22 protein-coding genes and 1 tRNA gene are annotated in these 22,707 nt (G+C 60.0%); 6 read left to right on the top strand and 17 right to left on the bottom strand.

Annotated features, from left to right (window positions below):
- Positions 1 to 26: 26 nt before the first annotated feature.
- Genes dop through HMPREF2698_RS10895 form a run of 4 tightly spaced genes read right to left on the bottom strand, consistent with a single transcriptional unit; the run spans position 27 to position 5,322 of the window.
- A complete protein-coding gene (dop, locus tag HMPREF2698_RS10910; RefSeq protein WP_070564569.1) occupies positions 27 to 1,571 on the bottom strand; it encodes a depupylase/deamidase Dop in 1,545 nt (514 codons plus the stop codon).
- The gene (gene arc / locus HMPREF2698_RS10905; protein ID WP_070564566.1) at positions 1,568 to 3,142 is read right to left on the bottom strand and encodes a proteasome ATPase; all 1,575 of its coding nucleotides are present in this window, start codon (positions 3,140 to 3,142) and stop codon (positions 1,568 to 1,570) included. The genes dop and arc overlap by 4 nt, the downstream gene beginning before the upstream one ends.
- Before the next feature lie 44 nt (positions 3,143 to 3,186).
- A complete protein-coding gene (locus HMPREF2698_RS10900; RefSeq protein WP_070520523.1) occupies positions 3,187 to 4,023 on the bottom strand; it encodes a tRNA (adenine-N1)-methyltransferase in 837 nt (278 codons plus the stop codon).
- A 36-nt stretch (positions 4,024 to 4,059) separates the two neighbouring features.
- Positions 4,060 to 5,322 carry a M18 family aminopeptidase gene (locus tag HMPREF2698_RS10895; protein WP_070564678.1) on the bottom strand — a complete coding sequence of 421 codons (1,263 nt, stop codon included), beginning with the start codon at positions 5,320 to 5,322 and terminating at the stop codon, positions 4,060 to 4,062.
- Between the two features lie 76 nt (positions 5,323 to 5,398).
- On the opposite strand from HMPREF2698_RS10895, the gene HMPREF2698_RS10890 reads away from it, so the two are divergent.
- Positions 5,399 to 6,202, top strand: a complete 804-nt coding sequence (locus HMPREF2698_RS10890) for a RecB family exonuclease (protein ID WP_070564563.1) — start codon at positions 5,399 to 5,401, stop codon at positions 6,200 to 6,202.
- 27 nt (positions 6,203 to 6,229) lie between these two features.
- On the opposite strand, the gene HMPREF2698_RS10885 is transcribed toward HMPREF2698_RS10890, so the two are convergent.
- The 9 genes from HMPREF2698_RS10885 to HMPREF2698_RS10845 all read right to left on the bottom strand — a co-directional run bounded on the left by HMPREF2698_RS10885 (position 6,230) and on the right by HMPREF2698_RS10845 (position 15,809).
- The gene (locus HMPREF2698_RS10885; protein WP_070564555.1) at positions 6,230 to 7,897 is read right to left on the bottom strand and encodes a formate--tetrahydrofolate ligase; all 1,668 of its coding nucleotides are present in this window, start codon (positions 7,895 to 7,897) and stop codon (positions 6,230 to 6,232) included.
- A 72-nt stretch (positions 7,898 to 7,969) separates the two neighbouring features.
- Complete coding sequence (locus HMPREF2698_RS10880) at positions 7,970 to 9,277, bottom strand: anaerobic C4-dicarboxylate transporter (protein WP_070564551.1); 1,308 nt, start codon at positions 9,275 to 9,277, stop codon at positions 7,970 to 7,972.
- 309 nt (positions 9,278 to 9,586) lie between these two features.
- Entirely contained in the window at positions 9,587 to 11,119 is a 1,533-nt protein-coding gene (gene aspA / locus HMPREF2698_RS10875; protein ID WP_070520535.1) for an aspartate ammonia-lyase, read from the bottom strand.
- Positions 11,120 to 11,210: 91 nt separating this feature from the next.
- Positions 11,211 to 12,056 carry an ATP phosphoribosyltransferase gene (gene hisG / locus HMPREF2698_RS10870; protein WP_070520538.1) on the bottom strand — a complete coding sequence of 282 codons (846 nt, stop codon included), beginning with the start codon at positions 12,054 to 12,056 and terminating at the stop codon, positions 11,211 to 11,213.
- A 58-nt stretch (positions 12,057 to 12,114) separates the two neighbouring features.
- The gene (locus tag HMPREF2698_RS10865; RefSeq protein WP_070520541.1) at positions 12,115 to 12,378 is read right to left on the bottom strand and encodes a phosphoribosyl-ATP diphosphatase; all 264 of its coding nucleotides are present in this window, start codon (positions 12,376 to 12,378) and stop codon (positions 12,115 to 12,117) included.
- 103 nt (positions 12,379 to 12,481) lie between these two features.
- Positions 12,482 to 13,207, bottom strand: coding sequence for an HAD family hydrolase (locus HMPREF2698_RS10860; protein ID WP_070520544.1), 726 nt, complete (start codon positions 13,205 to 13,207; stop codon positions 12,482 to 12,484).
- Positions 13,208 to 13,591, bottom strand: a complete 384-nt coding sequence (locus HMPREF2698_RS10855) for a hypothetical protein (RefSeq protein WP_070520547.1) — start codon at positions 13,589 to 13,591, stop codon at positions 13,208 to 13,210.
- A gap of 24 nt (positions 13,592 to 13,615) precedes the next feature.
- Positions 13,616 to 14,860 carry a cysteine--1-D-myo-inosityl 2-amino-2-deoxy-alpha-D-glucopyranoside ligase gene (gene mshC, locus HMPREF2698_RS10850; RefSeq protein WP_070564548.1) on the bottom strand — a complete coding sequence of 415 codons (1,245 nt, stop codon included), beginning with the start codon at positions 14,858 to 14,860 and terminating at the stop codon, positions 13,616 to 13,618.
- Positions 14,861 to 14,957: 97 nt separating this feature from the next.
- The gene (locus tag HMPREF2698_RS10845) at positions 14,958 to 15,809 is read right to left on the bottom strand and encodes an undecaprenyl-diphosphate phosphatase (protein ID WP_210386601.1); all 852 of its coding nucleotides are present in this window, start codon (positions 15,807 to 15,809) and stop codon (positions 14,958 to 14,960) included.
- Positions 15,810 to 15,878: 69 nt separating this feature from the next.
- Between HMPREF2698_RS10845 and HMPREF2698_RS10840 the strand changes: the two genes are divergently transcribed.
- Positions 15,879 to 16,916, top strand: coding sequence for an NHL repeat-containing protein (locus HMPREF2698_RS10840; protein ID WP_070564542.1), 1,038 nt, complete (start codon positions 15,879 to 15,881; stop codon positions 16,914 to 16,916).
- 44 nt (positions 16,917 to 16,960) lie between these two features.
- On the top strand, positions 16,961 to 18,073 hold the full coding sequence (locus HMPREF2698_RS10835; protein ID WP_070564539.1) for a quinone-dependent dihydroorotate dehydrogenase: 1,113 nt from the start codon (positions 16,961 to 16,963) through the stop codon (positions 18,071 to 18,073).
- A gap of 45 nt (positions 18,074 to 18,118) precedes the next feature.
- Here the strand turns inward: HMPREF2698_RS10835 and HMPREF2698_RS10830 are convergent, their stop codons facing one another.
- Positions 18,119 to 18,514, bottom strand: a complete 396-nt coding sequence (locus HMPREF2698_RS10830) for a hypothetical protein (RefSeq protein ID WP_070532857.1) — start codon at positions 18,512 to 18,514, stop codon at positions 18,119 to 18,121.
- Positions 18,515 to 18,537: 23 nt separating this feature from the next.
- A complete protein-coding gene (locus HMPREF2698_RS10825; RefSeq protein WP_070564536.1) occupies positions 18,538 to 19,101 on the bottom strand; it encodes a YbhB/YbcL family Raf kinase inhibitor-like protein in 564 nt (187 codons plus the stop codon).
- Between the two features lie 210 nt (positions 19,102 to 19,311).
- On the opposite strand from HMPREF2698_RS10825, the gene HMPREF2698_RS10820 reads away from it, so the two are divergent.
- Positions 19,312 to 19,397: transfer RNA gene (locus HMPREF2698_RS10820), tRNA-Leu, on the top strand.
- A gap of 75 nt (positions 19,398 to 19,472) precedes the next feature.
- Here HMPREF2698_RS10820 and HMPREF2698_RS10815 read toward each other — a convergent pair.
- On the bottom strand, positions 19,473 to 20,144 hold the full coding sequence (locus tag HMPREF2698_RS10815) for a DedA family protein (protein ID WP_210384683.1): 672 nt from the start codon (positions 20,142 to 20,144) through the stop codon (positions 19,473 to 19,475).
- A 345-nt stretch (positions 20,145 to 20,489) separates the two neighbouring features.
- Here HMPREF2698_RS10815 and HMPREF2698_RS10810 point away from each other — a divergent pair, with 345 nt between their 5' ends.
- Positions 20,490 to 21,230, top strand: coding sequence for a TVP38/TMEM64 family protein (locus tag HMPREF2698_RS10810; protein WP_070564533.1), 741 nt, complete (start codon positions 20,490 to 20,492; stop codon positions 21,228 to 21,230).
- Between the two features lie 37 nt (positions 21,231 to 21,267).
- A complete protein-coding gene (locus HMPREF2698_RS10805) occupies positions 21,268 to 21,840 on the top strand; it encodes a MarR family transcriptional regulator (RefSeq protein WP_070564530.1) in 573 nt (190 codons plus the stop codon).
- On the opposite strand, the gene HMPREF2698_RS10800 is transcribed toward HMPREF2698_RS10805, so the two are convergent.
- Positions 21,837 to 22,685: a DUF3097 domain-containing protein gene (locus tag HMPREF2698_RS10800; RefSeq protein WP_070564527.1), complete on the bottom strand. Its 849-nt coding sequence runs from the start codon at positions 22,683 to 22,685 to the stop codon at positions 21,837 to 21,839. The genes HMPREF2698_RS10805 and HMPREF2698_RS10800 overlap by 4 nt on opposite strands.
- Between the last annotated feature and the right edge of the window lie 22 nt (positions 22,686 to 22,707).

Below are 22,707 nucleotides of genomic sequence, written 5' to 3'. Positions count from 1 at the left end.
CCTTTCGCGAGTGGAGGTTTGCTGCGCTAATACAGTGTAGGGTACTCGATTCGCACCCCGAGCTGGCGCAAACCGTCGACGAAATCGGCGGCGCTGTCTGCAGATTCCAGCAAGGTTCCCACTTCATCCTGCCCGAGCCGCGTGGTGTCATCGAGCGCCACGCAGGCGGCTCCCGAGTTGGCGCCCTCGGCTTCACCAATTCGGAAGGTTAGTGACTGCCACGACGCGGCCAGGACGTCTTCGCCGAACTTGCGGGTGGCGTGGCCGCGCAGATAAGCGCGGGTATCCGTGGGCGGGGTGTCGGCGGCCGCAGCAATCTCCTCCTCACTGACCAAGGTGCGCATCTGGCCCTTGCGCACGAGCGCGTGGTAGAGGGACTTGGCCGGGTCAATATCGGTGTACTGCAGATCGATGAGCGCCAGCTTCGGGTCATCTGCAGCCACGCGACGGTCGAGGTATCCCTTAATCAAGCGGTACTTGGCTACCCAATCCAGCAGATGGGCCGCCTTCAACGGGTTGTCCGCCAAGAGCGACACGACCTCGTCCCAGGCGGCAAGAACCTTCTCATCTGACTCCGAATTCGAAGTGACCCGCTCCCGGTAGACGGCGAGGATCTCGAGGGCGGTGAGGCGGCGGCCGTCGTGAAGCTCCAGCTGATGAGTCAGGGTGAGGTCGCGGCTGACTCGCTGGACCTCTGCCACGGGGTCCTTCAGGCGCAGGTCACTGAAGTCAACGCCTTCCTCTATGGCGTCCAACACCAGTGACGTCATGCCCAGCTTGAGCAGCGTCGAGGTATGGGACATCGTGGCATCACCGATGATGACGTGCAGGCGGCCAAAGTCCTCTGCCACCGCATGCGGTTCATCACGGGTGTTAATGATGCCGCGGTTGAGCGTGGTTTCCAGGGAAATCTCCTGCTCGATATAGTCGGCGCGCTGCGAAATCTGGAAACCCGGTTCCTCACCATCAGCGCCCAGGCCCATGCGGCCAGCACCGGTGACCACTTGGCGGGTGACGAAGAACGGGATCAGACCTTGGGCGATGTCGTCGAAATCAGTCTCCCGGGAGTACTGGTAGTTTTCGTGGCTGCCGTAGGAAGCTCCCTTGCCGTCCACGTTGTTCTTGTAAAACTTCAGCGGCGGGCAGGGATCGTGCGTGGCCAGTACTGATGTGCCCTGGGCAGTCAGAGATGCCACGGCATCTGCTGCGCGTCGCAGGATGAGGTCGCCGGCGGCGTCGTAGACCATGGCGTCCCAGGCATTCGTGCACTCCGGCGAAGAGTACTCGGGGTGGGCGTGATCCACGTAGAAGCGGGCTCCGTTGGCCGTGACCACGTTGGCCACACCCAGCGCGTTTGGGTCCACCACGGGCACGGTGTGGTAGCGCTTGAGATCGAAGCCGCGGCTATCGCGCAGCGGGTGCTCCTCCCGAAAGTCCCAGCGGGAGCGCGCACCGGTATGCAGGGCGGCATAGGCCACTACCGCGTGCGTGGACGTCACGATTGGTGACAACGCCGGGTTCGACGGCGTGGAGATTCCGTACTCGGTTTCGGTTCCTAGGACACGGCTCAAGGTTTTACTCCCATCAATTCGACCCCTGTGACATGCGCGCCGGCGGAGGTCCCGGCGACGATCTTGGCCCACTCCTCCGGGTTGGCGGATGTCGGTACATACTCAGATTCTGCTTGTTCCGCAGCAATGGCCTGGTGCAGGTGCGCGGCGGTGATGCCTGCGGGTTGTTTACCCTCCGCAGCGTTGGTTTCGTCCAAAGCCTCCTTGATAGCCAACTTCTTTGCGCGGGAGACGATGTTGGCGATCATCGCGCCGGAGACGAAATCCCGGTAGTGCAGCACGCGGGGATCAGCGTTGGAGAAGTGCAGCGTGACGAAGGGGCGCTCCGCGTAGAGATCCTCCACTGCGGTATCGATGAGCTGGGAAAGCTCGCCCTCGTGCGGGACAGATTCCGGGAAATGGCGGGCAAAGATCTCGCGCGCGCCCTGCTTGGTGGGCCGGTTGACGCGGATCTTGATGTCGAGGCGCCCCGGGCGCATGATGGCGGGGTCGATGAGCTCCTCGCGGTTGGTGGCACCGATGACGATGACATTGCTGAGCTTTTCGACGCCGTCCAATTCCGTCAACAGCTGCGGGACAACGGTGGTTTCCATATCGGAGGACACACCGGAGCCGCGCGTGCGGAAGATGGATTCCATCTCATCGAAGAAGATGATGACTGGCCGCTGGCTGCCATCCGCAGTGGGCTCGGAGGCAAGCTCGCGGGCGCGTTCAAAGATGAGGCGAATGCGACGCTCAGTCTCACCCACGAACTTGTTGAGCAGTTCTGGGCCCTTCACGTTGAGGAAGTAGCTGGGGGCAGTAGCGCCCAGGGACGCCGACAGAGAATGCGCGACCGCCTTGGCGATGAGCGTCTTGCCACAGCCAGGTGGGCCATAGAGCAGCACGCCCTTCGGCGGCTGGAGATCGTATTGGCGGTAGAGCTCTGGGTGGAGGAAAGGCAGCTCGACCGAATCGCGGATGAGTGAAATCTGTTCGTCCAAACCACCGATGTCCTCGTAGGATACGTCCGGGACTTCTTCCAGCGTGAGCTGCGCTACCTCAGTCTTATGCACGCGCTCGGTGGCCACGCCTGATTTCGGCTCGACCAGAAGGGTATCGCCGGCACGGACGGTATCGCGCAGCACCGTGCCGAGCAGCACCACCTGCTCTTCGCCCGCGGAATTGATAACCACCGCGCGGTCGGTGCCTAGACGCTCCTGGAGCGTCGCCAGCGCGCCGGTACTCACCGGGGCACAGCCCTCCACCACCACGAATCCTTCGCCCAAGCGGACCTGCTGCCCGACTTCTAAGGAGCCTGGCTCCAGGTTCGGAGAAATCTTCACCCGCATGGCGCGGCCGTTGGTGTATACCTCAGCGTCGCGGCGCGAATCGTGTGCGCGCCCGGAATAGCCAAGAAAGACGCCGTACGTGGAGGCAGGCTCTGCAAGAGCGTCCACCTCCGCGAGCATCTGCTGAAGCTTCGTGCGCGCATCCTTCAACAGGGCAGCAAGCTTGGCATTGCGCTCAGCCAGTTGCTCTATCTGGCGGCGCTGCTGGCCAAGTTCCTGGGAATGAGTGGCATCGTTCATAAAGTCCACCCTAGCGCGCGGTGCGCCACGTTTAACGTGAGGGCTTATTTTCGGGCGCGGCGCTGCGGGCGGGGCGGGGTGACGCCGTCGGCAAGCCGGCGCGTCCAGATCAGGAACGCGGTGTGCGCGTTCATGCGGTGCTCCGGGCGGGTGGCCAAGCCCTCCACCTTCCATTCACGCACGAGGGACTCCCAGGCGCGCGGCTCCGTAAAGCACTTCAGCTCGCGGATTCCCTCCATCACCTTCATCAGCTGCGGCACGGTGGCCACATAAGTCATGAAGACACCGCCGGGGATGAGGATATCGCGCACCTTCTCGAGGTGCTCCCAGGGTTCGAGCATGTCCAGGATGACGCGGTCCACGGGGCCGCCGAGCTCCTCGACGGTCACATCGGCCAAATCGCCAAGCCGCGGGCTCCACCACTCGGGCTGCTCACCGAAGTATTCGGCGACGTTGTTCACGGCGTATTCCAAGTGATCATCGCGCACCTCATAGGAGAAAACGTGGCCTTCTGGCCCTACGGCGCGCAAGAGGGTCATTGAGAGTGCTCCGGAACCGGCGCCGGCTTCCAGCACGCGCGCACCCATGAAGATATCGCCCTCGACCAGGATCTGCGCGGAGTCCTTGGGGTAAATCACCGCGGCGCCGCGCGGCATCGACAAGACGTGATCCACCATGAGGTGGCGGAACAAGAGGAAGGAGCTGCCCAGCGTCGAATCGATGACGGAGCCTTCATCCATGCCGACGATGTCATCGTGGTTGATGATGCCCTTGTGCGAATGGAACTGGCCACCCTCCTCGAGGACGATGGTGTAATGACGCCGCTTGGCATCCGTGAGCTGCACGCGGTCGCCGTAGCGGAAGGGGCCAGAATAAGCCATAGCGTGAAAAACCTTTCACAAAGTTAGGGGCAAGGATTAACCAACCAAGTATGCCTCAAGGGCGTCACCAAGCCATAGTTGGTCACGCTCGCCTACCAGCTCACGGATCGAGTGCATCGAGAGCATCGGCACTCCCACATCAACGGTGGGGATGCCCAGACGGGTGGCAGAAATCGGCCCGATGGTGGAGCCACACGGGACATCGTTATTTCCCACGAAGCGCTGGACCGGAACACCCGCACGGCGGCAGGCAGATTCCCACAGGGCCACGGTATTAGCGTCGGAAGCATAGCGCTGGTTGCCGTTAATCTTGGTCACCGGGCCTTGGCCGATGATCGGGTGATGCGTGGGATCGTGCTTTTCGGCGTAGTTGGGGTGCACGGAGTGCGCGGCGTCGGCCGAGACACAACTGGAGCGCGCAAACATTTGGAAACGCTGCTCCTCGTTTGCGCCGAGGGCACGGGCGGTGCGGGTCAGGATATCCCCCAGGATCGGGCCACCTGCGCCGTAGCGCGAAGAGGAGCCCACCTCTTCGTGATCAAAGGCCGCCATGACGAGGACGTCCTTGTGCTCGATGGAATCGGCGTTCTTTGCAGCAGCGAGCAGGGCACGCAGCGAAGCATGAACGGAAGAAAGGTTGTCCATGCGCCCGGCAGCGATGAGCTTTTCGCCGGCGCCAAAGACCTCACCGCGCTGGGCATCCGCGGTAATCAGGTTGAAGGAAGCGATATCCTCTGGGTCTACGCCAAGCTGCTTGCCGACGACCCCCATCACCGACGTCTCCGGAGTACCCACGGAGAGCACCGGCTGCATGTGGCGCTGGCGATCCGGCTTGAACTCATCTTTGCGGTAGAGGTGGATCGCCAAGGAAGGCAAGCGCAGCAAGGGGCCGGTATTGACCAAGTGGCGGCTGCCATCCTTCGTGATGACCTGGCCGCCGACGGTGAGCTCGCGGTCGAACCAGCTGTGGAGAAGCACCCCGCCATAGACCTCGACGGCTACCTGCTGCCACCCTGCGGAATCGAAGTCCGGGGTGGGCTTGAGAGCCAGGCCGGGTGAATCGGTGTGGGAGCCGATAATGCGGAAACCGGAATCCGGGCCGGCACCTTCGGGGACATACCATGCCATGACCGCACCACCCCGGACCATGACATGACCGCCTGGTGCTGCTGACCATTCGGCAGACTCATCTTGGCGGCTAAAGCCGGCGGCGACGAGCGTGCGCGCCACCTCTTCAGCCGCGTGATAGGACGAGGGGCTGGCTGCGATGAAATCAAGAAACTCTTGCGTAGTGCTCATGCCATCTAGCTTGCCACGGACGGTCGGGAGATGCGGGAAGGTTCGCGGTGGGCTATGCGCTAGGCTGAGAAACACTATGCCGAAACGACTAGCCCTCTCCCCTTCCCGTGCCTCCGACTACAAACAATGCCCGCTGCTCTATCGCTTCCGGGCTATTGACAAGTTGCCCGAGCCCAAGACGAAGGCCCAGGTGAAGGGAACGCTGGTCCACGCTGTTCTGGAGAAGATGCATCAGCTGCCCCGCGAGCAACGCGAGTACCCAGCCGCGGTGAAGATGATTAAGCCCGAATGGGCGGTGATGCTGGGCAAAGACCCCGAGCTGCGTGAATTGGTGCCGGAGCCCGAAGAACTGGACTTCTTCGTCGAGGCGCGTGAACTGGTCAAGGGCTACTTCCAGATGGAAAACCCCCAAGGCTTCGATGCGCACAAGTGCGAGATGTACGTCGATACAGTGCTGCCCAACGGCGTGCCCGTCCGTGGGTTCATCGACCGCGTCGACGTTGCTCCCACCGGCGAGGTACGCGTGGTGGACTATAAGACCGGTAAGAAGCCGCTCCCCCGCTATTCCCAGGACGCGCAGTTCCAGATGAACTTCTACGCGCTGGTGTACTGGCGGCTGCTCGGCACCATCCCCACGCAGTTGCGGCTGATGTACCTCAAGGTCCTGGATTCGATGTTCCTCACGCCGGGGCCGGAGGAGCTCGAGTACTTCGAGCGCGACCTGGGTGAGCTCTGGGCCAAGATCGAAGGCGATGGCAAGACCGGTGACTTCAGCCCCAAGACCTCGAAGCTCTGCGGCTGGTGTTCTTTCCAACACCTATGCCCCGCCTTCGGCGGCACGCCACCCGAGTACCCCGGGTGGCCGGACCGGGCCTCGTAGACGGCGCCCCGAAGAGCGCGCCGCGGCTTAGAACAGGCCAGAGATGGAACCGTCTGCGTCAACATCGATGTTGTTGGCCGCGGGCTTCTTCGGCAGACCCGGCATGGTCATGACGTCGCCGGTCAGCGCCACGATGAAGCCAGCGCCTGTGCGGGGCTGCAGCTCGCGGACATGAAGGACGTGGCCTTCCGGGGCGCCGAGCTGGCTCGGATCATCCGAGAAGGAATACTGGGTCTTGGAAATGACAACTGGGAACTCCTCCCAACCGTTGTCCTTGATGTACTTCAAATCCTTCAGCGCCTTAGACGAGTACTCCACCCGCTCTGCTCGGTAGATTTCCCTCGCAATGGTGTCGATGGAGGCCTCGATGCCCTCAGCGGGATCGTAGAGCTGGTGGGAGTTACCCTCGGAAAGATTCTCCAGAAGGCGCTCAGCCAACGCTGTTGCTCCCGCTCCGCCCTTGGCCCACACTTCTGCTTCTTCGAGCGCGACGTCGAAATCGGCGGCCCACTGGCTCATGAACTCGCGCTCGGCCTCGGTATCGCTCCAGAAGAGGTTGAGTGCGACCACTGGCTTGAGGCCAAATTTGCGCACGTTCTCAACGTGGCGCTCGAGGTTCACCACGCCCTTCTTTAGCGCCTCCAGGTTCTCGGTGGTGAGTTCCTCGCGGGGCTGACCGCCGTTGTACTTCTGGGAGCGGATAGTCGCGACAACGACGGCGCCGGCGACGTCAAGATCACCGAAGCGGGACTTGATGTCCATGAATTTTTCGCCGCCGAGATCCGCACCAAAACCTGCCTCCGTGAGGACAATGTCACCGAAGCGCATCGCAGTCTGGGTTGCCAGCAGAGTATTGCAGCCGTGAGCGATATTGGCGAAGGGGCCGCCATGGACGAAGGCAGGTGTACCGCCCAGGGTCTGGACCAGGTTAGGGTTCAGGGCATCACGCATGAGCGCCGTTAGTGCGCCTTCTGCGCCCAATTCGCGGGCGGTTACTGGCTTTTGGTCGTAGGTGTAGCCCACAGTGATGTCACCGAGACGCTTCTTCAGGTCTGCCAAGTCGGTTGCGAGGCCGAGGATGGCCATGATTTCCGACGCCGCCGTAATGGTGAAGCCAGTCTCCCCCGGCACGCCATGGGCGGGGCCACCGAGCCCGGTAACGACGTGGCGCAGGGCACGGTCATTGACGTCAACGCAGCGCTGCCAGGTAATGCGGCGCGGATCGATGTTGAGCGCATTGCCCTGGTGGATGTGGTTATCGATGATGGCGGCCAAGGTGTTGGTGGCCGCGGCGATAGCGTGGAAGTCACCGGTGAAGTGGAGATTGATGTCCTCCATTGGGACAACCTGAGAGTAGCCGCCACCCGCGGCGCCGCCCTTGATGCCCATGACAGGGCCCTGGGAAGGCTCGCGAAGGGCGACGATAGCCTTCTTGCCCAGCTGCGTGAGGGCGTCGGTCAAGCCGATAAGAACAGTGGATTTACCCTCGCCGGCTGGCGTCGGTGAGACGCCGGTGACGAGGACCAACTTGCCATCTGTGGGAGTATCCCCAACTTGAGTGATATCCACTTTGGCTTTGCTTTGCCCATAAGGAATAAGGGCCGTCTCCGGAATGCCTGCACGTGCAGCAATATCCGAAATCGGTTCGAGCTGGTGAGCTTGAGCAATATCAACATCAGAAGGTTGCGTAGTCATGCTCACCAGCTTAGCGCGCTAAAGAAGCGCGCTAAGCAACATCAAAATATTTCTAAATGATGCTAGGTGATGCTAGATAAGGACTGCGCCAAAGGCGTAGCACAGGAGGACCGACAAGACGATGCTCACAGTGCCTGGGATGATGAACGGGTGGTTGAAGACAGCCTTGCCAATGCGAGTCGAGCCAGTGTCATCCATTTCGACAGCCGCCAACAAGGTCGGGTACGTCGGCAGGATGAACAGCGCGGACACTGCTGGGAAGGCAGCCACTGCGGTAAGCGGGTTGACGCCGAGGGCCAGGGCTGCCGGCATGAGAGCCTTGGTGGTTGCGGCCTGCGAGTACAGGAGCGCCGCAGCGAAGAAGAGCACGATGGCCAGCAGCCACGGGGCGGACTCAATGATGGACCCGGAGATGGCCTGGATGTCCTCCATGTAGTGGTTGATCAGCGTGGTACCCAACCATGCGACACCGAGCACGCAGATACAGGCGGACATACCCGACTTAAAGACAGGCGTGTTGAGAACGTCGCCGGCGGGGACCTTGGTGACCATGACAATGAGTGTTGCAGCGGTGAGCATCACTGTCATGATGGCCTCGTTTCGCGGCAGCGTCGGTTCCTCGATGAGACCCACCTGGGATGAGGTCAGGGTGGCCCACAGCATCACGATGACGATGGCGACGAGGAAGATAATGACCGAGGTCTTAGCACCTTGTGCCGGAGTGTAGTTCTGGGAACCCTGCGGTAGCTTCACCAAGCCCTGTGCCTTGCGCTCTTGGTAAACGGGGTCATCGTCGAGTTCTGCGCCCGAGCGGTTTGCTACCCAAGCGGCAGGGAAAATGGAGAGGAACGTAGCCGGAATGAGGACCGCGAGGATCTGCAAATAGCCCACGCCCATCGGTTCCAGAAGCGAAGCCAACAGAACGACAGCTGCGGAAATAGGTGAGGCGCAGATTGCCATCTGCGAGGCTACGACGGAAATCGAAAGCGGACGGGAAGGACGGACCTTGCCTTCCTTCGCTACCTCAACGATAACCGGGAGCGTGGAGAACGCCGTGTGGCCGGTGCCTGCCAGAACGGTCATCAACCACGTAACGATAGGTGCGTAGAACGTGATCCTCTTTGGGTTCTTACGAAGGAATTTCTCGGCGAGGTAGACCAGATAGTCCATACCGCCAGCGCGCTGCATGGCAGCGATGGCGGCAATCACCGTCATGATGATGCCAATGACGTCAAAGGGGATGTCTTCACGCGTTACGGGGACACCGGTGAGGCCGAGTAGTAGAACGCCCAAGCCGCCGGCCATACCAATACCGATCGAACCAATTCGGGCACCGAGATAAATCGCCGCGAGGACGATAATGATGTGCACAACAACCATTATGTAACTCCAATATGTGCAGGTGAACTGCAGTATGGGTGGTAACTCGCGCTGTGGTCAGTACACGACCTGGGCGCGACAACTGACAGTTCTAATTCTGCCCTATTTATGTGGCTTTGGCGAGAATCCAGGCCCGATTGTGTCCGTTTACACACCGATGCCAACCGCTGCACCCCCATCGGGGTATCCACGGTGTCGGCAGCATCAGTCGGATTGAAAACAGCCAAACGCCCGTACCACCTTCAGCGAGGCAGTACGGGCGTGGACGAAACAGCAGAGCGTATTTACAACACTGGTGCTGACGACGGTTTATTCATCGATGTAGAGCTGACCGCGGAACTCCGGGTGCATGAGGTTCTCAACGGACAGAACCTTGTTGAGGGTCTCCTCATCGAGCAGGCCCTTCTCCAGAACGAGCTCCTTGACGCCCTTGCCGGTCTTGAGGGACTCCTTAGCAATCATGTCACCGTTGTGGTGACCAATGAACGGGTTCAGGTAGGTGACGATACCGATGGAGTTTTCAACGTACGCGCGGCAAACATCAGCGTTAGCCGTGATGTCCACGACGCACTTCTCACGCAGGGTGTCGACGGCGTTGCCCATGATGCGGATGGACTGGAACAGTGCCTCACCGATGACCGGTTCCATGACGTTGAGCTGCAGCTGACCAGCCTCGGCAGCCATGGTGACTACGTGGTCATTACCGAAGATCTTGAAGCAGACCTGGTTGACAACCTCCGGGATAACCGGGTTGACCTTACCCGGCATGATGGAGGAACCGGCCTGACGCGGTGGCAGGTTGATCTCTGCCAGGCCGGCGCGCGGGCCAGAGGCCAGCAGGCGCAGGTCGTTACAGATCTTGGCCAGCTTCATCGCTGCGCGCTTAATGGTGGAGTGCAGAAGCACGTAGGCGCCACAGTCGGAGGTTGCTTCAATGAGGTCGCGGGCGGTCTTGATCTCAAGGCCCGTCACCTCAGACAGTGCTGCGGTGACCTGGTGGCGGTAGCCAGCCGGGGTGTTCACGCCGGTACCGATGGCGGTTGCGCCGAGGTTGATCTCCAGCAGGCGCTTCTGGGCGTCACGCAGGATGGCCTGCTCTTCGGCCAAGTTGTGAGCGAAGGCCTTGAATTCATCACCCAGGGTCATCGGCACTGCGTCCTGCAGCTGGGTGCGGCCCATCTTCAGGATGTCAACGAACTCATTGCCCTTGGCGTGGAATGCAGCCTGCAGCGCGTCGATACGCTCAATGAGGTCCTCCATCGCGTAGTAGATGCCGAGACGGAAGCCGGTCGGGTACGCGTCGTTGGTGGACTGGGACATGTTGACATCATCGTTCGGGTTGATGATGTCGTAGGCACCCTTTTCCTCACCGAGGTGCTCGAGCGCCAGGTTGGCCACAACCTCGTTGGTGTTCATGTTGAGCGAGGTGCCAGCGCCACCCTGGAAGACATCCAGCGGGAACTGGTCCATGCAGCGGCCTTCTTCCAGAATCTGGTCACAAGCCCAGATAATTGCTTCTGCCTTCTTCTTCGGAAGAACGTGCAGGCGGCGGTTGGCCATAGCGGTGGCCTTCTTGACCTGGACCATGCCGCGGATGAAGTCCGGGATGGTGTTGATGGTCACGTAGGAAATCTGGAAGTTTTCGATAGCGCGGAGCGTGTGAACGCCGTAGTACGCATCGTTCGGAACTTCCAGGGAGCCGAGAAGGTCAGTCTCAGTACGCGTCTTCTTGCTAGAGGCGGACTTCGAAGACTTGTTGGTGGCCTTTTCTTCGACCTGGGACTTTACATCCTTGGTCTCTTTGGCCTCTGCTTGTGCATCCTTCTTAGTTGTCTTTGCCATCGGGGCTGACTCCTTGCATAAAAATCGAAGAACGATGATGGTCAGTCCCCATCGTAGCTAGGAGCCCGAATAAAATGTTTGGAATCTCCCCCTAAAAGCGGGCAATCCGAAGATCCGAGGCAAGAATTGCCTCTGCCCCGAGCTCTTCGAGGCTGTCCATAACTTGGTTGGCCAGTTTGCGGGGAACCATGACGCGCACGGCAACCCACCCTTCACGGGCCAAGGGAGAGATGGTCGGTCCTGTAAGCCCAGGGGTCACTGCCTCGACGTCTGGCAGCTTTTCTTCTGCCACGTTGTAGTCGAGCATGACGTAGTGGCGCGCATTGAGGATTCCTCGAATGCGGCTAAGCACAACGTTTTCATCAGCGGTGACGTCTTCTCCCTCACGCTTTATCACCACGGCCTCCGAGGAGACGATGGGGTCGCCGAAGGGTTCAAGCCCCTGCTGGCGGAGGGTGGCTCCTGTGGAGACAACGTCGGCAATGACGTCCGCGACTCCAAGGTGAATCGAAATCTCTACTGCACCGTCAAGGCGGATAACCTCTGCATCGATTCCATTGGCAGCGAGGTGATCGCGCACCACGTTGGGATAGGACGTGGCGATGCGCTTGCCTTGCAGCTTGGCGACGTCCCACTGCTCCCCTGCTGGTGCGGCGTAACGGAAGGTCGAGCCGCCAAAATTGAGTGCTAGAACTTCATTGAATTTCGCGCGGGAATCGAGCGCTAAGTCTCGACCAGTAATTCCCAGATCCAAGACGCCTTGTGCCACGTAGATAGCGATATCCTTTGGGCGCAGAAAGAAGAACTCGACTCCGTTCTCCTCGTCCACGACGTTGAGCGATTTACTGTGTCCGCGGCCCTTGTAGCCGGCTTCCTTGAGGATTTCAAGGGCTGCCTCGGACAGCGATCCCTTGTTGGGGACGGCGATTTTGATCATCAGTGTGTGGTGCTTTCTACGCTGAATACGGTGAATGGTGGGACGGCTTTATGGCCGATTAAAGGTAGGTGTAAATGTCTTCGAGCTTCAGGCCACGCTTATGGGCCATAACCTGGAGCCAATACAGCAGCTGTGACATCTCCTCAGCGAGCTCTTCATCAGACTGGTATTCCGCGGCGATCCACACTTCGCCAGCCTCTTCGATGATCTTCTTGCCCAGATGGTGGATGCCTTTGTCAAAAGACTCCACGGTGCCGGAGCCCTCAGGGCGTTCGGCGATCTTCTGGGACAGTTCCTCAAATAGGCTCTCAAAATTCTTCACGGTGGTTTATTCTTCCACACCGCTGCATAAAATTCTGCTAGTCGGCCGAAATTCTCAGTTACGCAAAGCCGGCTGACATGATGCGCAACTGAAATCGGTACGTCTAGTCGGCGCGCAACCGGCTAAACCACTCGTGAACATTGGCCGCCGTCGCCCCCTTCAGATGACGGTGAGCAGAGCCCCGGAGGTCAGTAATTTCGGTGGCTTGCTCGGGCACCGCGACGTGGTCTCCCTCCGGCAGTCCGATGACGGTGCACCCGGCGTCGACAGCCGCGCGCATACCTGCCGCAGAGTCTTCAAATACAAGGCAGTCCCGTGGATCGGCACCCACTCGACGCGCCGCCTCGATATACATATCGGGGGCAGGTTTGCCTTGGGGTACTTCGTCACCGCAAATCGTGTCGACGAAGTACTCGCGGCCTAAGGCCGCAATCGCGGAATCAGCCACATATCGTTCCGTGTTTGTGGTCACGATCATCGGCATTCCCAGGCCCTTGAGTTCGTCGAGCAGCTCGGGAATCCCCGGGAAAATCTCCAGGTGTTGGGCAAAAAGGGACCTGACGTAATCGAACATGAGCGCACGATAGCGTTCGTTATCTCCTGGCTGAAGCGTAACGCCTGCTTTGTGCGCACAGATGCTGAGTGTGTCTTCGAAGGTAGCGCCAACCGTGGCCAAGCGCTCCGTGGGTGTTAAGCGGCGCCCCAGTGTTTCAGAGAGATAAAAAGTGGCCTCTTCCCACAGGGGCTCGGAGTTGGTCAGTGTGCCGTCCATATCCCAAAAGATTGCTGCTGGACGGGTAGTGAAAGCGGAAGTTGCGTGGTCAGTCACTTAGAAGTCCAGCTCCGGAAGCTGCGCGAGTGCCTCATCGTCCGCACCGGTTGCCGCAGAGGCGGAGTGAATAAGCTCCGTGAGCTCTTCCTTCTCCTCCGGTTCCAGCACTGCATCTGCGTTTTCTTGGTTGAAGGCCGCGAGCTTGTCCACGGTGGGGCGTACCGCGGCGCTCAGGAGTGACCCTTCAGGGTCATCCGGCAGCTTATCCATATCGTCGAGGAAGGACTCCAAGATAGTGCGAAGGCGTGGGAGTACCGCGGCATCAAACGGGGCTTCCCAGAATTCCTTTTCTTCTTCCTTGAGGTAATCCCCGGTAGCGAAGGACTGTAGGTTGGACATGAACTCATCAACGGTGGGCTGGAATTCTGCACGAATCGTCATGAGCTAAATCATGCCTGAAGTTACCTAGAGGCGCACGCCCAGCAAGGAATTAACTGCGGTGCGCAGCAAATCGGATGCCTCTTCTGTTGCTTCCCCGGATTCTGGAGCCTTCTTCGCCCATTCATCGAGAACCGCAATGGCGCGCGGAGTATCGAGATCATCAGCCAACGCCAACCGCAGGTGCTGAATCACCTCCTTGACTTCCTCCACCGTGCCCGGATGGCTTAAAGCTTCGCGCCATCGCTGGAGTCGCTCCTGCGCAGTGCGCAAAACGTCATCTGACCAGTCACGGTCGGCACGGTAGTGGCCAGCGAAGACGCCCAAGCGAATCGCCGAGGGATCGACGCCCGCCTCCACGAGCTTGTGGACGAACACGAGGTTGCCCAAAGACTTGGACATCTTGGTTCCGTCCAAGCCGATCATGCCGGTGTGTACGTAGGACTGCGCCATGCGCTCCACGCCGAGCGCTGCTTCTGCGTGCGCTGCGGAGAATTCGTGGTGCGGGAACTTCAGGTCCGAACCGCCGCCTTGAATATCGAAGCTGGAGCCAAGCCGGTTGGTTGCGATGGCGGAGCACTCAATATGCCATCCAGGGCGGCCCGGACCAAAAGGCGAATCCCAGGCCGGTTCGCCTTCACGGTGCGCGCGCCAAATCAGAGCGTCAAGAGGATCGCGCTTGCCGGGGCGATCAGGGTCGCCACCGCGCTCGGCAAAGAAGGTCTCCATTTGCTCGCGGGAGTAATTCGACTCGTAGCCGAAGTTCTTCGAGGCCTCAATGGAGGCATAAATATCCGGGTACTCCGGATCGTCGACGACGTAGGCCGCATTGGCGTCGAGAAGCGCCTGCACCATCTCCGTAATCTCGTCGATGGCCTCCATCGCCCCCACAAAGTGATCCGGGGGGAACACGGAGAGCAGCTCCATGTCTGAGCGGAAAAGGTTGATTTGGGAGGTGCCCAACTCGCGCCAATCCACGCCATCGCGCTCCGCGCGCTCGAAGAGCGGATCATCCACATCGGTGATGTTTTGGGCGTAATTCACCTTGTAGCCGTTATCCAGCAGCTGGCGGTAAATCAGATCAAAGGTCAGATAGGTCGCGGCGTGGCCCAGGTGGGTCGAATCATATGGGGTGATGCCACAGACGTACATGGTGGCAGTCTCCCCACTGATGTCGAGCTTCTTTACCGCTTCATCAGCGGAGTCATAGAGGTGAAGCGGCGACGGAGCGCCAGGGACGGAATCGATGTGCGGGACAGGCCAAGATTGCATGCCCACAATCCTAACGTGTGCTGCCTCCGACGCGGGCGCATGGCCGGGCACAGGGCTGTGTATCGCAGGATGCTGCGGGGCTGGGCCTCTTCACCTCCTACGCGGCCAGCACGCCAAGGCCCAGCAAGAGCATGACGATCAGGCCGACGGGGATGCGGTAAGCGGCGAACCACTCGAAGGAGTGGCTGCCCACGAACTTCAGCAGCCAGGCGATAGATGCATAGCCCACAACGAAGGCGATGAGCGTGCCAACGAGTAATTGGGCGCCGGTGGCGGATTGTCCCACGGTGGGACCGAAAGCGTCGCCGAGCGAAAACAGCCCCGAGGCCATCACCGCCGGAATAGCCAAAAGAAAGCTAAAGCGCGTGGCCACCTCACGGTCGAGGCCGAGGAAGAGGCCACCGGAGATGGTGCCGCCGGAGCGTGAGACGCCAGGGATGAGTGCTAGGCATTGGCATAGTCCCATAACGATGGCATCGCGCATCGTGAGCTCGTCGAAGCTGCGGGTTTTCTTACCCACGCGCTCTGCCAGGATGAACACAAAGGAAAACAGGACGAGCATGGAAGCAGTAATCCATAGGTTGCGCAGATTATCCCTAATCAGGTCTTTCCCCAGCACTCCCAGGATGCCAATCGGAATTGAGCCAACGATGACCATCCAACCCATTCGATAATCCTGACCACGCTGGTCCTTATGTACGAGGCCCACGCACCAGCCTTTCAGGATCTGCCAAATCATCCCTGCGAAGTAGACGATCACCGCCAGCTCGGTGCCCAGCTGGATGACAGCGGTGAAGGAAGCACCGGCATCCTGTCCCCAGAAAAGAGTGGAGACGATGCGCAAGTGCCCAGACGAGCTCACGGGAAGGAATTCAGTGAGGCCTTGGACAAGAGACAGGACGATGACCTGCAGCCATGTCATGGCTTCAGTTGTAGCTGTTGTAGTCACCCGCGATAGCCTACTCGGGAGTCCCATCACTTCCTGTTTCCACCACGCTGGCTGCTAGGATGAGGGATCGTGAAAACGCGTCGAGTCCTGCTTTCTTTTGCCCTCCTTTCCAGCGCATGCGCGCTTGCTGCCTGTAATCCTACGGTCGGGGTTGGCGGGGACCCCGACTCGGCGGTCTATGGCAAGGCCGAGCCCGCGTCCTCCCCGGCATCAGAGAAGCCGGTGGGTACCGTCGTGCCTTTCGATGCAGCGACAGACCTCGCAGCCGTCGGCGACATCCTCGCCGTGCGCACCGAGGACTCGCTCGCGGTAGGTTCAGCTGGGGACTTTGAAGGCAAAAAGTCCACGCAGGTTACCGTGGGCGAGAAATGTGGTGACCTCACCGCTTCTGAGAAGCACTTCCTTCTAGCGTGCGGGGATAGAGTTATGCTCATTGATCCGCTCAAGCCGGATTCCCCGCAGGAATTGGCTGTGGAAGAGGAGCAACCGGTGACGGTGGCTGCGGAAGCCTCCAGTGGCGAAGTCTTCGTTGGCTCGAAGGACTCCACCACCATCGGCGTGTACCTAGACGGCGAACGCACTACCGGCATCACTGTGGAAGCAGGCTCGGATCAGCTCATCTCCGTGCCTAATCCGGATGGCGCCGACGGCATCGTCCGTGTCTTGAGGGAAGACTCCACGATTCAATCGTTGGACTGGGAGAAGGAGCGTGCAGGAGGACGCCTTCGCGTGGGCCAGGGTGTAGGTCAGATCGCAGGCGGCGAGGGCGCCGTGGTTGTGGCTTCGGATACCGTCGGAAAGCGCATCGCCATTTACACCGCCAGCGACGTCATCCGCTTGCACCAGTACGGCAATACCGATGGCACCCCGTGGGGTGTGGCTTGGGACGCCGGGCGCAAGCTAGCGTGGGCGACAACTACAGACAACAACCTCCTCCACGCCTACACCATCGCTGCGGGTGTCCCGGAGAACGTCGGCACCATGGATACGGTGGCGGATGCGCGCAATATTGCCGTGCTTGGCGACGGCACCCTCGTCACCGCCTCCGCTTCTGGCGACGGGCTCCAATTCATTTCTGATCCACAGCTCGAGAAATCCCCGCGTTAGTATTTCAGTCCCCCCTTTAGCCTCAACTTTCCAAAGGACAATGCATGCAGTACTCCGCTCTTGACCGCGCCCGCCACGTGGCTTACCAAGCCGCCTTGAAGGGGATGTTTAAGCTCAGCCCTGAAAGAATTCACGGGATCATCAACGGCGGGTTGGCTGTGTTCCAATCGGCCGGCCCCTTCAACCGAGCTCTGGGCAAAGCTTTGCCGGTTACCGATCCCGTCCTTGAACAAGACGTGTTTGGGGTGCACTTTCCGCGCCCGCTGGGTCTAGCAGCAGGCTTTGACAAGAACGCGGCGGCAGCCGACGTCTGGTCCCCCATCGGCTTTGGGTACGCGGAGCTGGGCACCATCACCCCGAAGGCGCAGCCGGGAAACCCGGCTCCCCGGTTGTTCCGGCTCAAAGCAGACAAGGCCATCCTCAACCGCATGGGCTTCAATAACGAAGGGGCGCTGGCGGCCGCACGAAACCTGCGGAAGCGCCGCTACAACGATGTCATCGGCATCAATATCGGAAAAAACAAGGTCACCGAGGCTGAGCACGCGGTCGATGACTACCGTCAGTGCGCATCAGTTCTCGGGGATTTGGCCGACTACGTTGTGGTCAACGTGTCCTCCCCTAATACCCCGGGGCTGCGTGACTTGCAGGCAGTGGAATCGCTGCGCCCCATCATGGAGGCCGTGGTGGAATCGACGTCCTCGCCGGTCTTGGTCAAGATTGCCCCAGACCTCAGCGATGAGGACATTGATGCCGTGGCGGATATGGCCGTTGACGTGGGGCTGGCGGGAATCGTGGCTACCAACACCACCATTTCTCGCGAGGGTTTGAAGACCCCCTCCGCTGAGGTTGCCGCCATGGGCGCAGGCGGCGTGTCGGGTCCCCCGGTGGCTGCGCGTTCCTTAGAGGTGCTCAAGCGCCTCTATGCCCGCGTAGGAGACGACCTGGTGCTCATTTCCGCGGGCGGAATCTCCACCCCGGAGCAAGCATGGGAGCGCATCACGGCAGGCGCTTCGCTGTTGCAGGGCTACACCGGCTTGATTTACGGCGGCCCGGATTGGATCCGTGACATCCACCGCGGCATTGCCCAGCAGATCCACGCTCACCGCCTCAGCAATATCTCGGAGGCCATTGGCTCTGGTCTTGAATGGATTGACTAGCCCGGCGAAGAGCTTTCAGGCCAGCCGCACGGAGCGCTTCAGCGTTTAGCGCAGCGTGCGGCGGATGATAACCGCGCACAGCCCTGCCGCCACTGCGTAGAGGAAGACGACGTATTGGCCCATCGTTGTGAGGACCGTACTAGGCAGCGCGCGGCTGGCGATGATAAGCACTAGCGCGAGAATCAGCGCAATGATTTGTTCGCGGCTACCACGCTGATCGCGGCGTTGGGTACTGAATGCGCCGACGAGGAGGGCCGCACCAACGATGGCGAGGCGGCGCCACGTCCATTCGAAGGTGGCGCCCCATCCGTCGGTGAAAATGGACACGAGCCCGAATAGTGCTAACACGGCAGCCACCAACATGAAAGCGCCGCCCACTCGCAGGGCGGCGGGGATTTCTACTCCGTCGGATGTGGGAGGGATGTCCGGGTTCTTACTCATTGTGATGAGTGTAATTGGGCCGCTTAGTGGGCCTCGTACCAGCCCCAGGTAATCGCGCGCCCGAGGGTGTGGAAATAAAGGTTGAAGCCGAGGACCGTAGGTGTTGCCTCCGGGTCGATCTCGAGGCGTTCGACGTCGACGGCGTGAACGGCGAAGAGGTAGCGGTGCGGGGCGTGACCTGCCGGCGGCTGGGGGCCATAATAGACGCGCTGGCCGGAGTCACCGCGCAGGCTGATAACGCCTTCGAGTCCGAGATCCTCAGCGGACCCTGCACCTGTGGGGAGCTCGCGTACGTCGGCCGGGATGTTGAAGGCCGCCCAGTGCCAGAAGCCGGACCCCGTCGGCGCGTCAGGGTCAAAGCACGTGACGGCAAAGGACTTGGTCCCTTCGGGCACATCCGACCACGACAGCTGGGGCGAGACATTTTCAGGTGCGCGGAAACGCTCTGCGATCTCCGCTCCCTCCTCGATATCGGACGAGGCCACGGTAAAAGCTGGGACATCCCCCAACGGTGCATAGGGGTCTGGACCGGGGAAACGGGAGTCGGTGGCGTAGTTCGCAGTGGAATGTGAAGTGTTACTAGTCATAAATCCATTTCTACCGGAAAGCTATCTGCCGCGTTGTCGCTTACTACCCGGCTGTCTCAGGAGGTGGCAGTGGATACGCAACTTTCATCGTTGTGTTTTCCTCGTTTAAGAACCCAGTGAAAACCCATTCTGAAGTGGCGATTTGTGAAGTTATGCCGGTTCGGGATACAGTATGCGAGTGCCCAGCCGAGAGGCTGAACAAACACCCTAGCCCGGGTGGCGGAATGGCAGACGCGCTAGCTTGAGGTGCTAGTGTCCTATTAACGGACGTGGGGGTTCAAGTCCCCCCTCGGGCACAGACCGAAGCCCCGTGCTTCACACCGTCAGAGATGATAATGTGAGGCGCGGGGCCTTCTTCATGCGTCGAAGGTCTATGCGTGCGATTCCGCAGTAGGTGCCGTCTCCTCTACTACCGTAGCCTTCTTCTTCGACGTGATGTAGCTATGTAGGCCCTTGATGACGATAGGCGCCACCGACAACGCGATGATAAGCAGCATAATCTTCTCAATCGAGTCAGCAATACCCGGAATGTTTCCGAGAAAGACACCAACGAGATTCATGGAGAGCACCCAAGCGACTGCGCCGCTGACATTCCATCCAATGAACTTCTTGTACCGCATTCCCGCCGTGCCGGCGGCTACCGGAATGAAGGTGCGCACGATTGGGACGAATCTTCCGAGCACTAGTGCAAGCGGGCCGTGCTTGCGGAAGAAGTCCTCGGCGGTGTTGAGATACTCCAGTTTGAGAAGCCGAGCGTCCTTCTTAAACAGGCCACGGCCAAAACGGTGCCCAATCCAGTACCCCACCTGGTCACCAGCTATCGCGGCGATCATGCCTACAGCAATGAGTACCCACAGGGAGACCTGGAGCTCATGGCGCAGAATCGCGGCAGTTACGAGTAGTGAATCACCTGGAAGAAATGGGAAGAGCACACCGGACTCGATGAAGACGACAAGGGCTATACCACCGATGACCCAGGGCCCAAAGGCTTCGAGCAAGGTGGCTGCGTCCATATAAGACGTGAGGTTGTGGATAAAGTCCATAATGCTCTCCAAAGAAAAATGCAGGCGCCAGGGCGGGCGCCAAAAGTAGGTAGTGAATCAAGAATTCGCTCCGCAGCTAGGGCGTAGAGACAATAAAGGTGAAACTAGCTAAGACGGTCACAATAGAAGTGGCCCTAGAGATGCTTGCGGATGCGCAGTGCTGTTCAGTATCCCGCGTGCAAGGCAATACTCATGCATCGAATCGCGGCTTAACAGTAAGTTGAGGTGCAGCTCTCAGCTGCTCCCCAGCCAGCCAAGCCGTCTCCTGCCTCCGTCTTTAGCCGTTCTCCCATGCTTTGGGCTCAATGCGGGGTTTGGCGTCTTCGGCACTAGACTTCTATCTCTATGAATACAGGTTGGGTGCACAGCGTCGGGGACTTTTGTGCGTCTCTGGGCCGCTCTGCGTGGCAAAGCTGCAAGCGTTGGACGTGGAAACGTTGGGCGGCAGTAATCGGTGCTGGTGCGGCATTGATGCTACTTGCCGTGCTTGTCGACGTCCCCTCACTCGCCGCTCTCCGCACGTGGTCAGACCAACTCGGGCCGTGGTTTGTTGTTGCTTTTACGAGCGCCTACATCTTCTTCACCCAGTTCCCTATTCCCCGGACCGTGTGGACTTTGGCGGCAGGCCTTCTTTTCGGCCCGTGGCTTGGACTTTCTGTTTCCCTTGTCGCGCTGACTATCTCCGCCACCATTTCTCTCCTTATCGTCCGCGGCTTACTTGGTGAGTGGATTCGCCCGCATCTCACGCACAAAGCGGTATATGCAATCAATGCCCGGCTTGAGCGCCGGGGTTGGCTAGCGGTGGCGTCATTGAGAATGGTCGCCGGAGTTCCGTTTTCCTTACTAAACTATGTTGCAGCGCTCACTCCGATTTCGGTGACTCACTTCGCCATCGCTACACTCATCGGTTCGATTCCCACCACCGCCATCGGGGTCTTCTTCGGGGATGCGCTCACCGGAGCGATGAGCCCCTACACGATCGCCGGCTTCCTTATCGCTGCGGCAGTGGGAATCGCTGGTCTCATCCTAGACACGCGGTTGCCGCTCGGCCCCGGAATGCGTGGCCCAGTCAAGCGCAAAGAGTAGACTGAGCGTTGTTTCTTGCTGGAAGGAGTCTCTCACTGTGCTAGCTGTCCATGCCCGCTACCGCGGACGCTCGGTACGCCGCGCCGATTTGGTTCAACGATCCGCCGCTGCGCTTTCCACCCTGGAGGGAATCGGCGAGTTTGAGGTCCTCGGTGTCGAGGATATTTGCGCTGTGGCCTATTCTTCTCCGGCGGTCTGTGATGTCGTTATGGCGCTTCTTGCGGACGGTGACTGGGCCATTGGCATTGGAATTATCCCTGGCGACGGTGCGAGTGATGCTGAAACACGCGCAGTGGCAACCGCCGCGGTAAAGGGCTCGGCGCGGGCCGGACACGTCTACGCCAAGATTGATCGGCGCGGGCGCGCTGCGGAGGCGCAGGATATTGCAGCGGCATTCGCCCTACTCGGCTTTGTGCTGCACAAGCGCACAATGGAAGGCCGTGAGGCGACATCTCTTGTGCGCGGCGGGTTGAATCAGAACGAAGCTGCGGAAGAGCTGGGCATCTCCAAACAAGCGATGTCCCAGCGCCTCCAAGCGGCGGGGTGGGCGGCAGAGACGGCCGGTTGCCAGCTCGCCATCAACCTCATTGACCGAGCGAATTCGAATTAGAGCAAATCTTCTTTGCTCAATTCCGGTGTTGTGACAAAGTCGACGAGCCGCTCGACGGCGCCGATGAGCGTGGAATCCAGATCCCGGAAAGAATTCACGGCGTTGTACACGCGGCTCCACCCTTCCTTGGGATCAGACCACCCCGCGCGCTTGCAGATGCCCGTCTTCCAGTCTTCCCCATAGGGAACCTCGGGCCAGGCGCGCAGCCCTAGGCGCTCAGGCTTTACGGCCGCCCAGATATCAATGAAGGGGTGACCGGTGACAAGCACGTGCTCGCCCACCGTTTGCGTCAACCGCGTTTCCTTTGATCCTTCGACTAGGTGATCCGCGAGGACGCCCACACGGCGCCCCGGACCGGGCTGAAACTCAGCCAGGCGTTCCTCAAGGTTATCGAGTCCTTCGAGGTATTCGACGACCACACCTTCCACCCGCAAATCGTGACCCCAGACCTTTTCAACGATGGCCGCGTCGTGAATGCCTTCAACCCAAATGCGCGAAGGTGCGGCAACTTTCGCCTCAAGATTCTCCACACGGCGCGACCCGGAGTTTGACTTTCGCGGCGCCTGCTTTTCGACGTATCGCGTTAACGTCACTGGCTGCCCCTCCAACAAGAACCCCCCCTTCACGAGTTTGAATACTCGCTCATTTCCATGTCGGTCCTCGAGGCGCACGACTGGGCCCCATACGGTTTTGTCGACGCCCAACACTGCCCCTACGAAGTCATCACCTCGAACCTCGACGACCATGCCTGGTTCAGCGGGTACCTCGGGGTACTCCGGCTTCTTGTTCCGCGCATGTCCTGCAAAAATATCGCCGCCATAGGGATCTCGGGAATTCAAGCTCATAGGGGTCTACCCTATCGTCTAC

This window comes from Corynebacterium sp. HMSC072A02 (assembly GCF_001810085.1).
Taxonomy (GTDB): Bacteria; Actinomycetota; Actinomycetes; order Mycobacteriales; family Mycobacteriaceae; genus Corynebacterium; species Corynebacterium hesseae.
The sequence above is the reverse complement of the archived record's forward strand: the minus strand, read 5'-3'. Positions and strand labels throughout refer to the sequence as shown.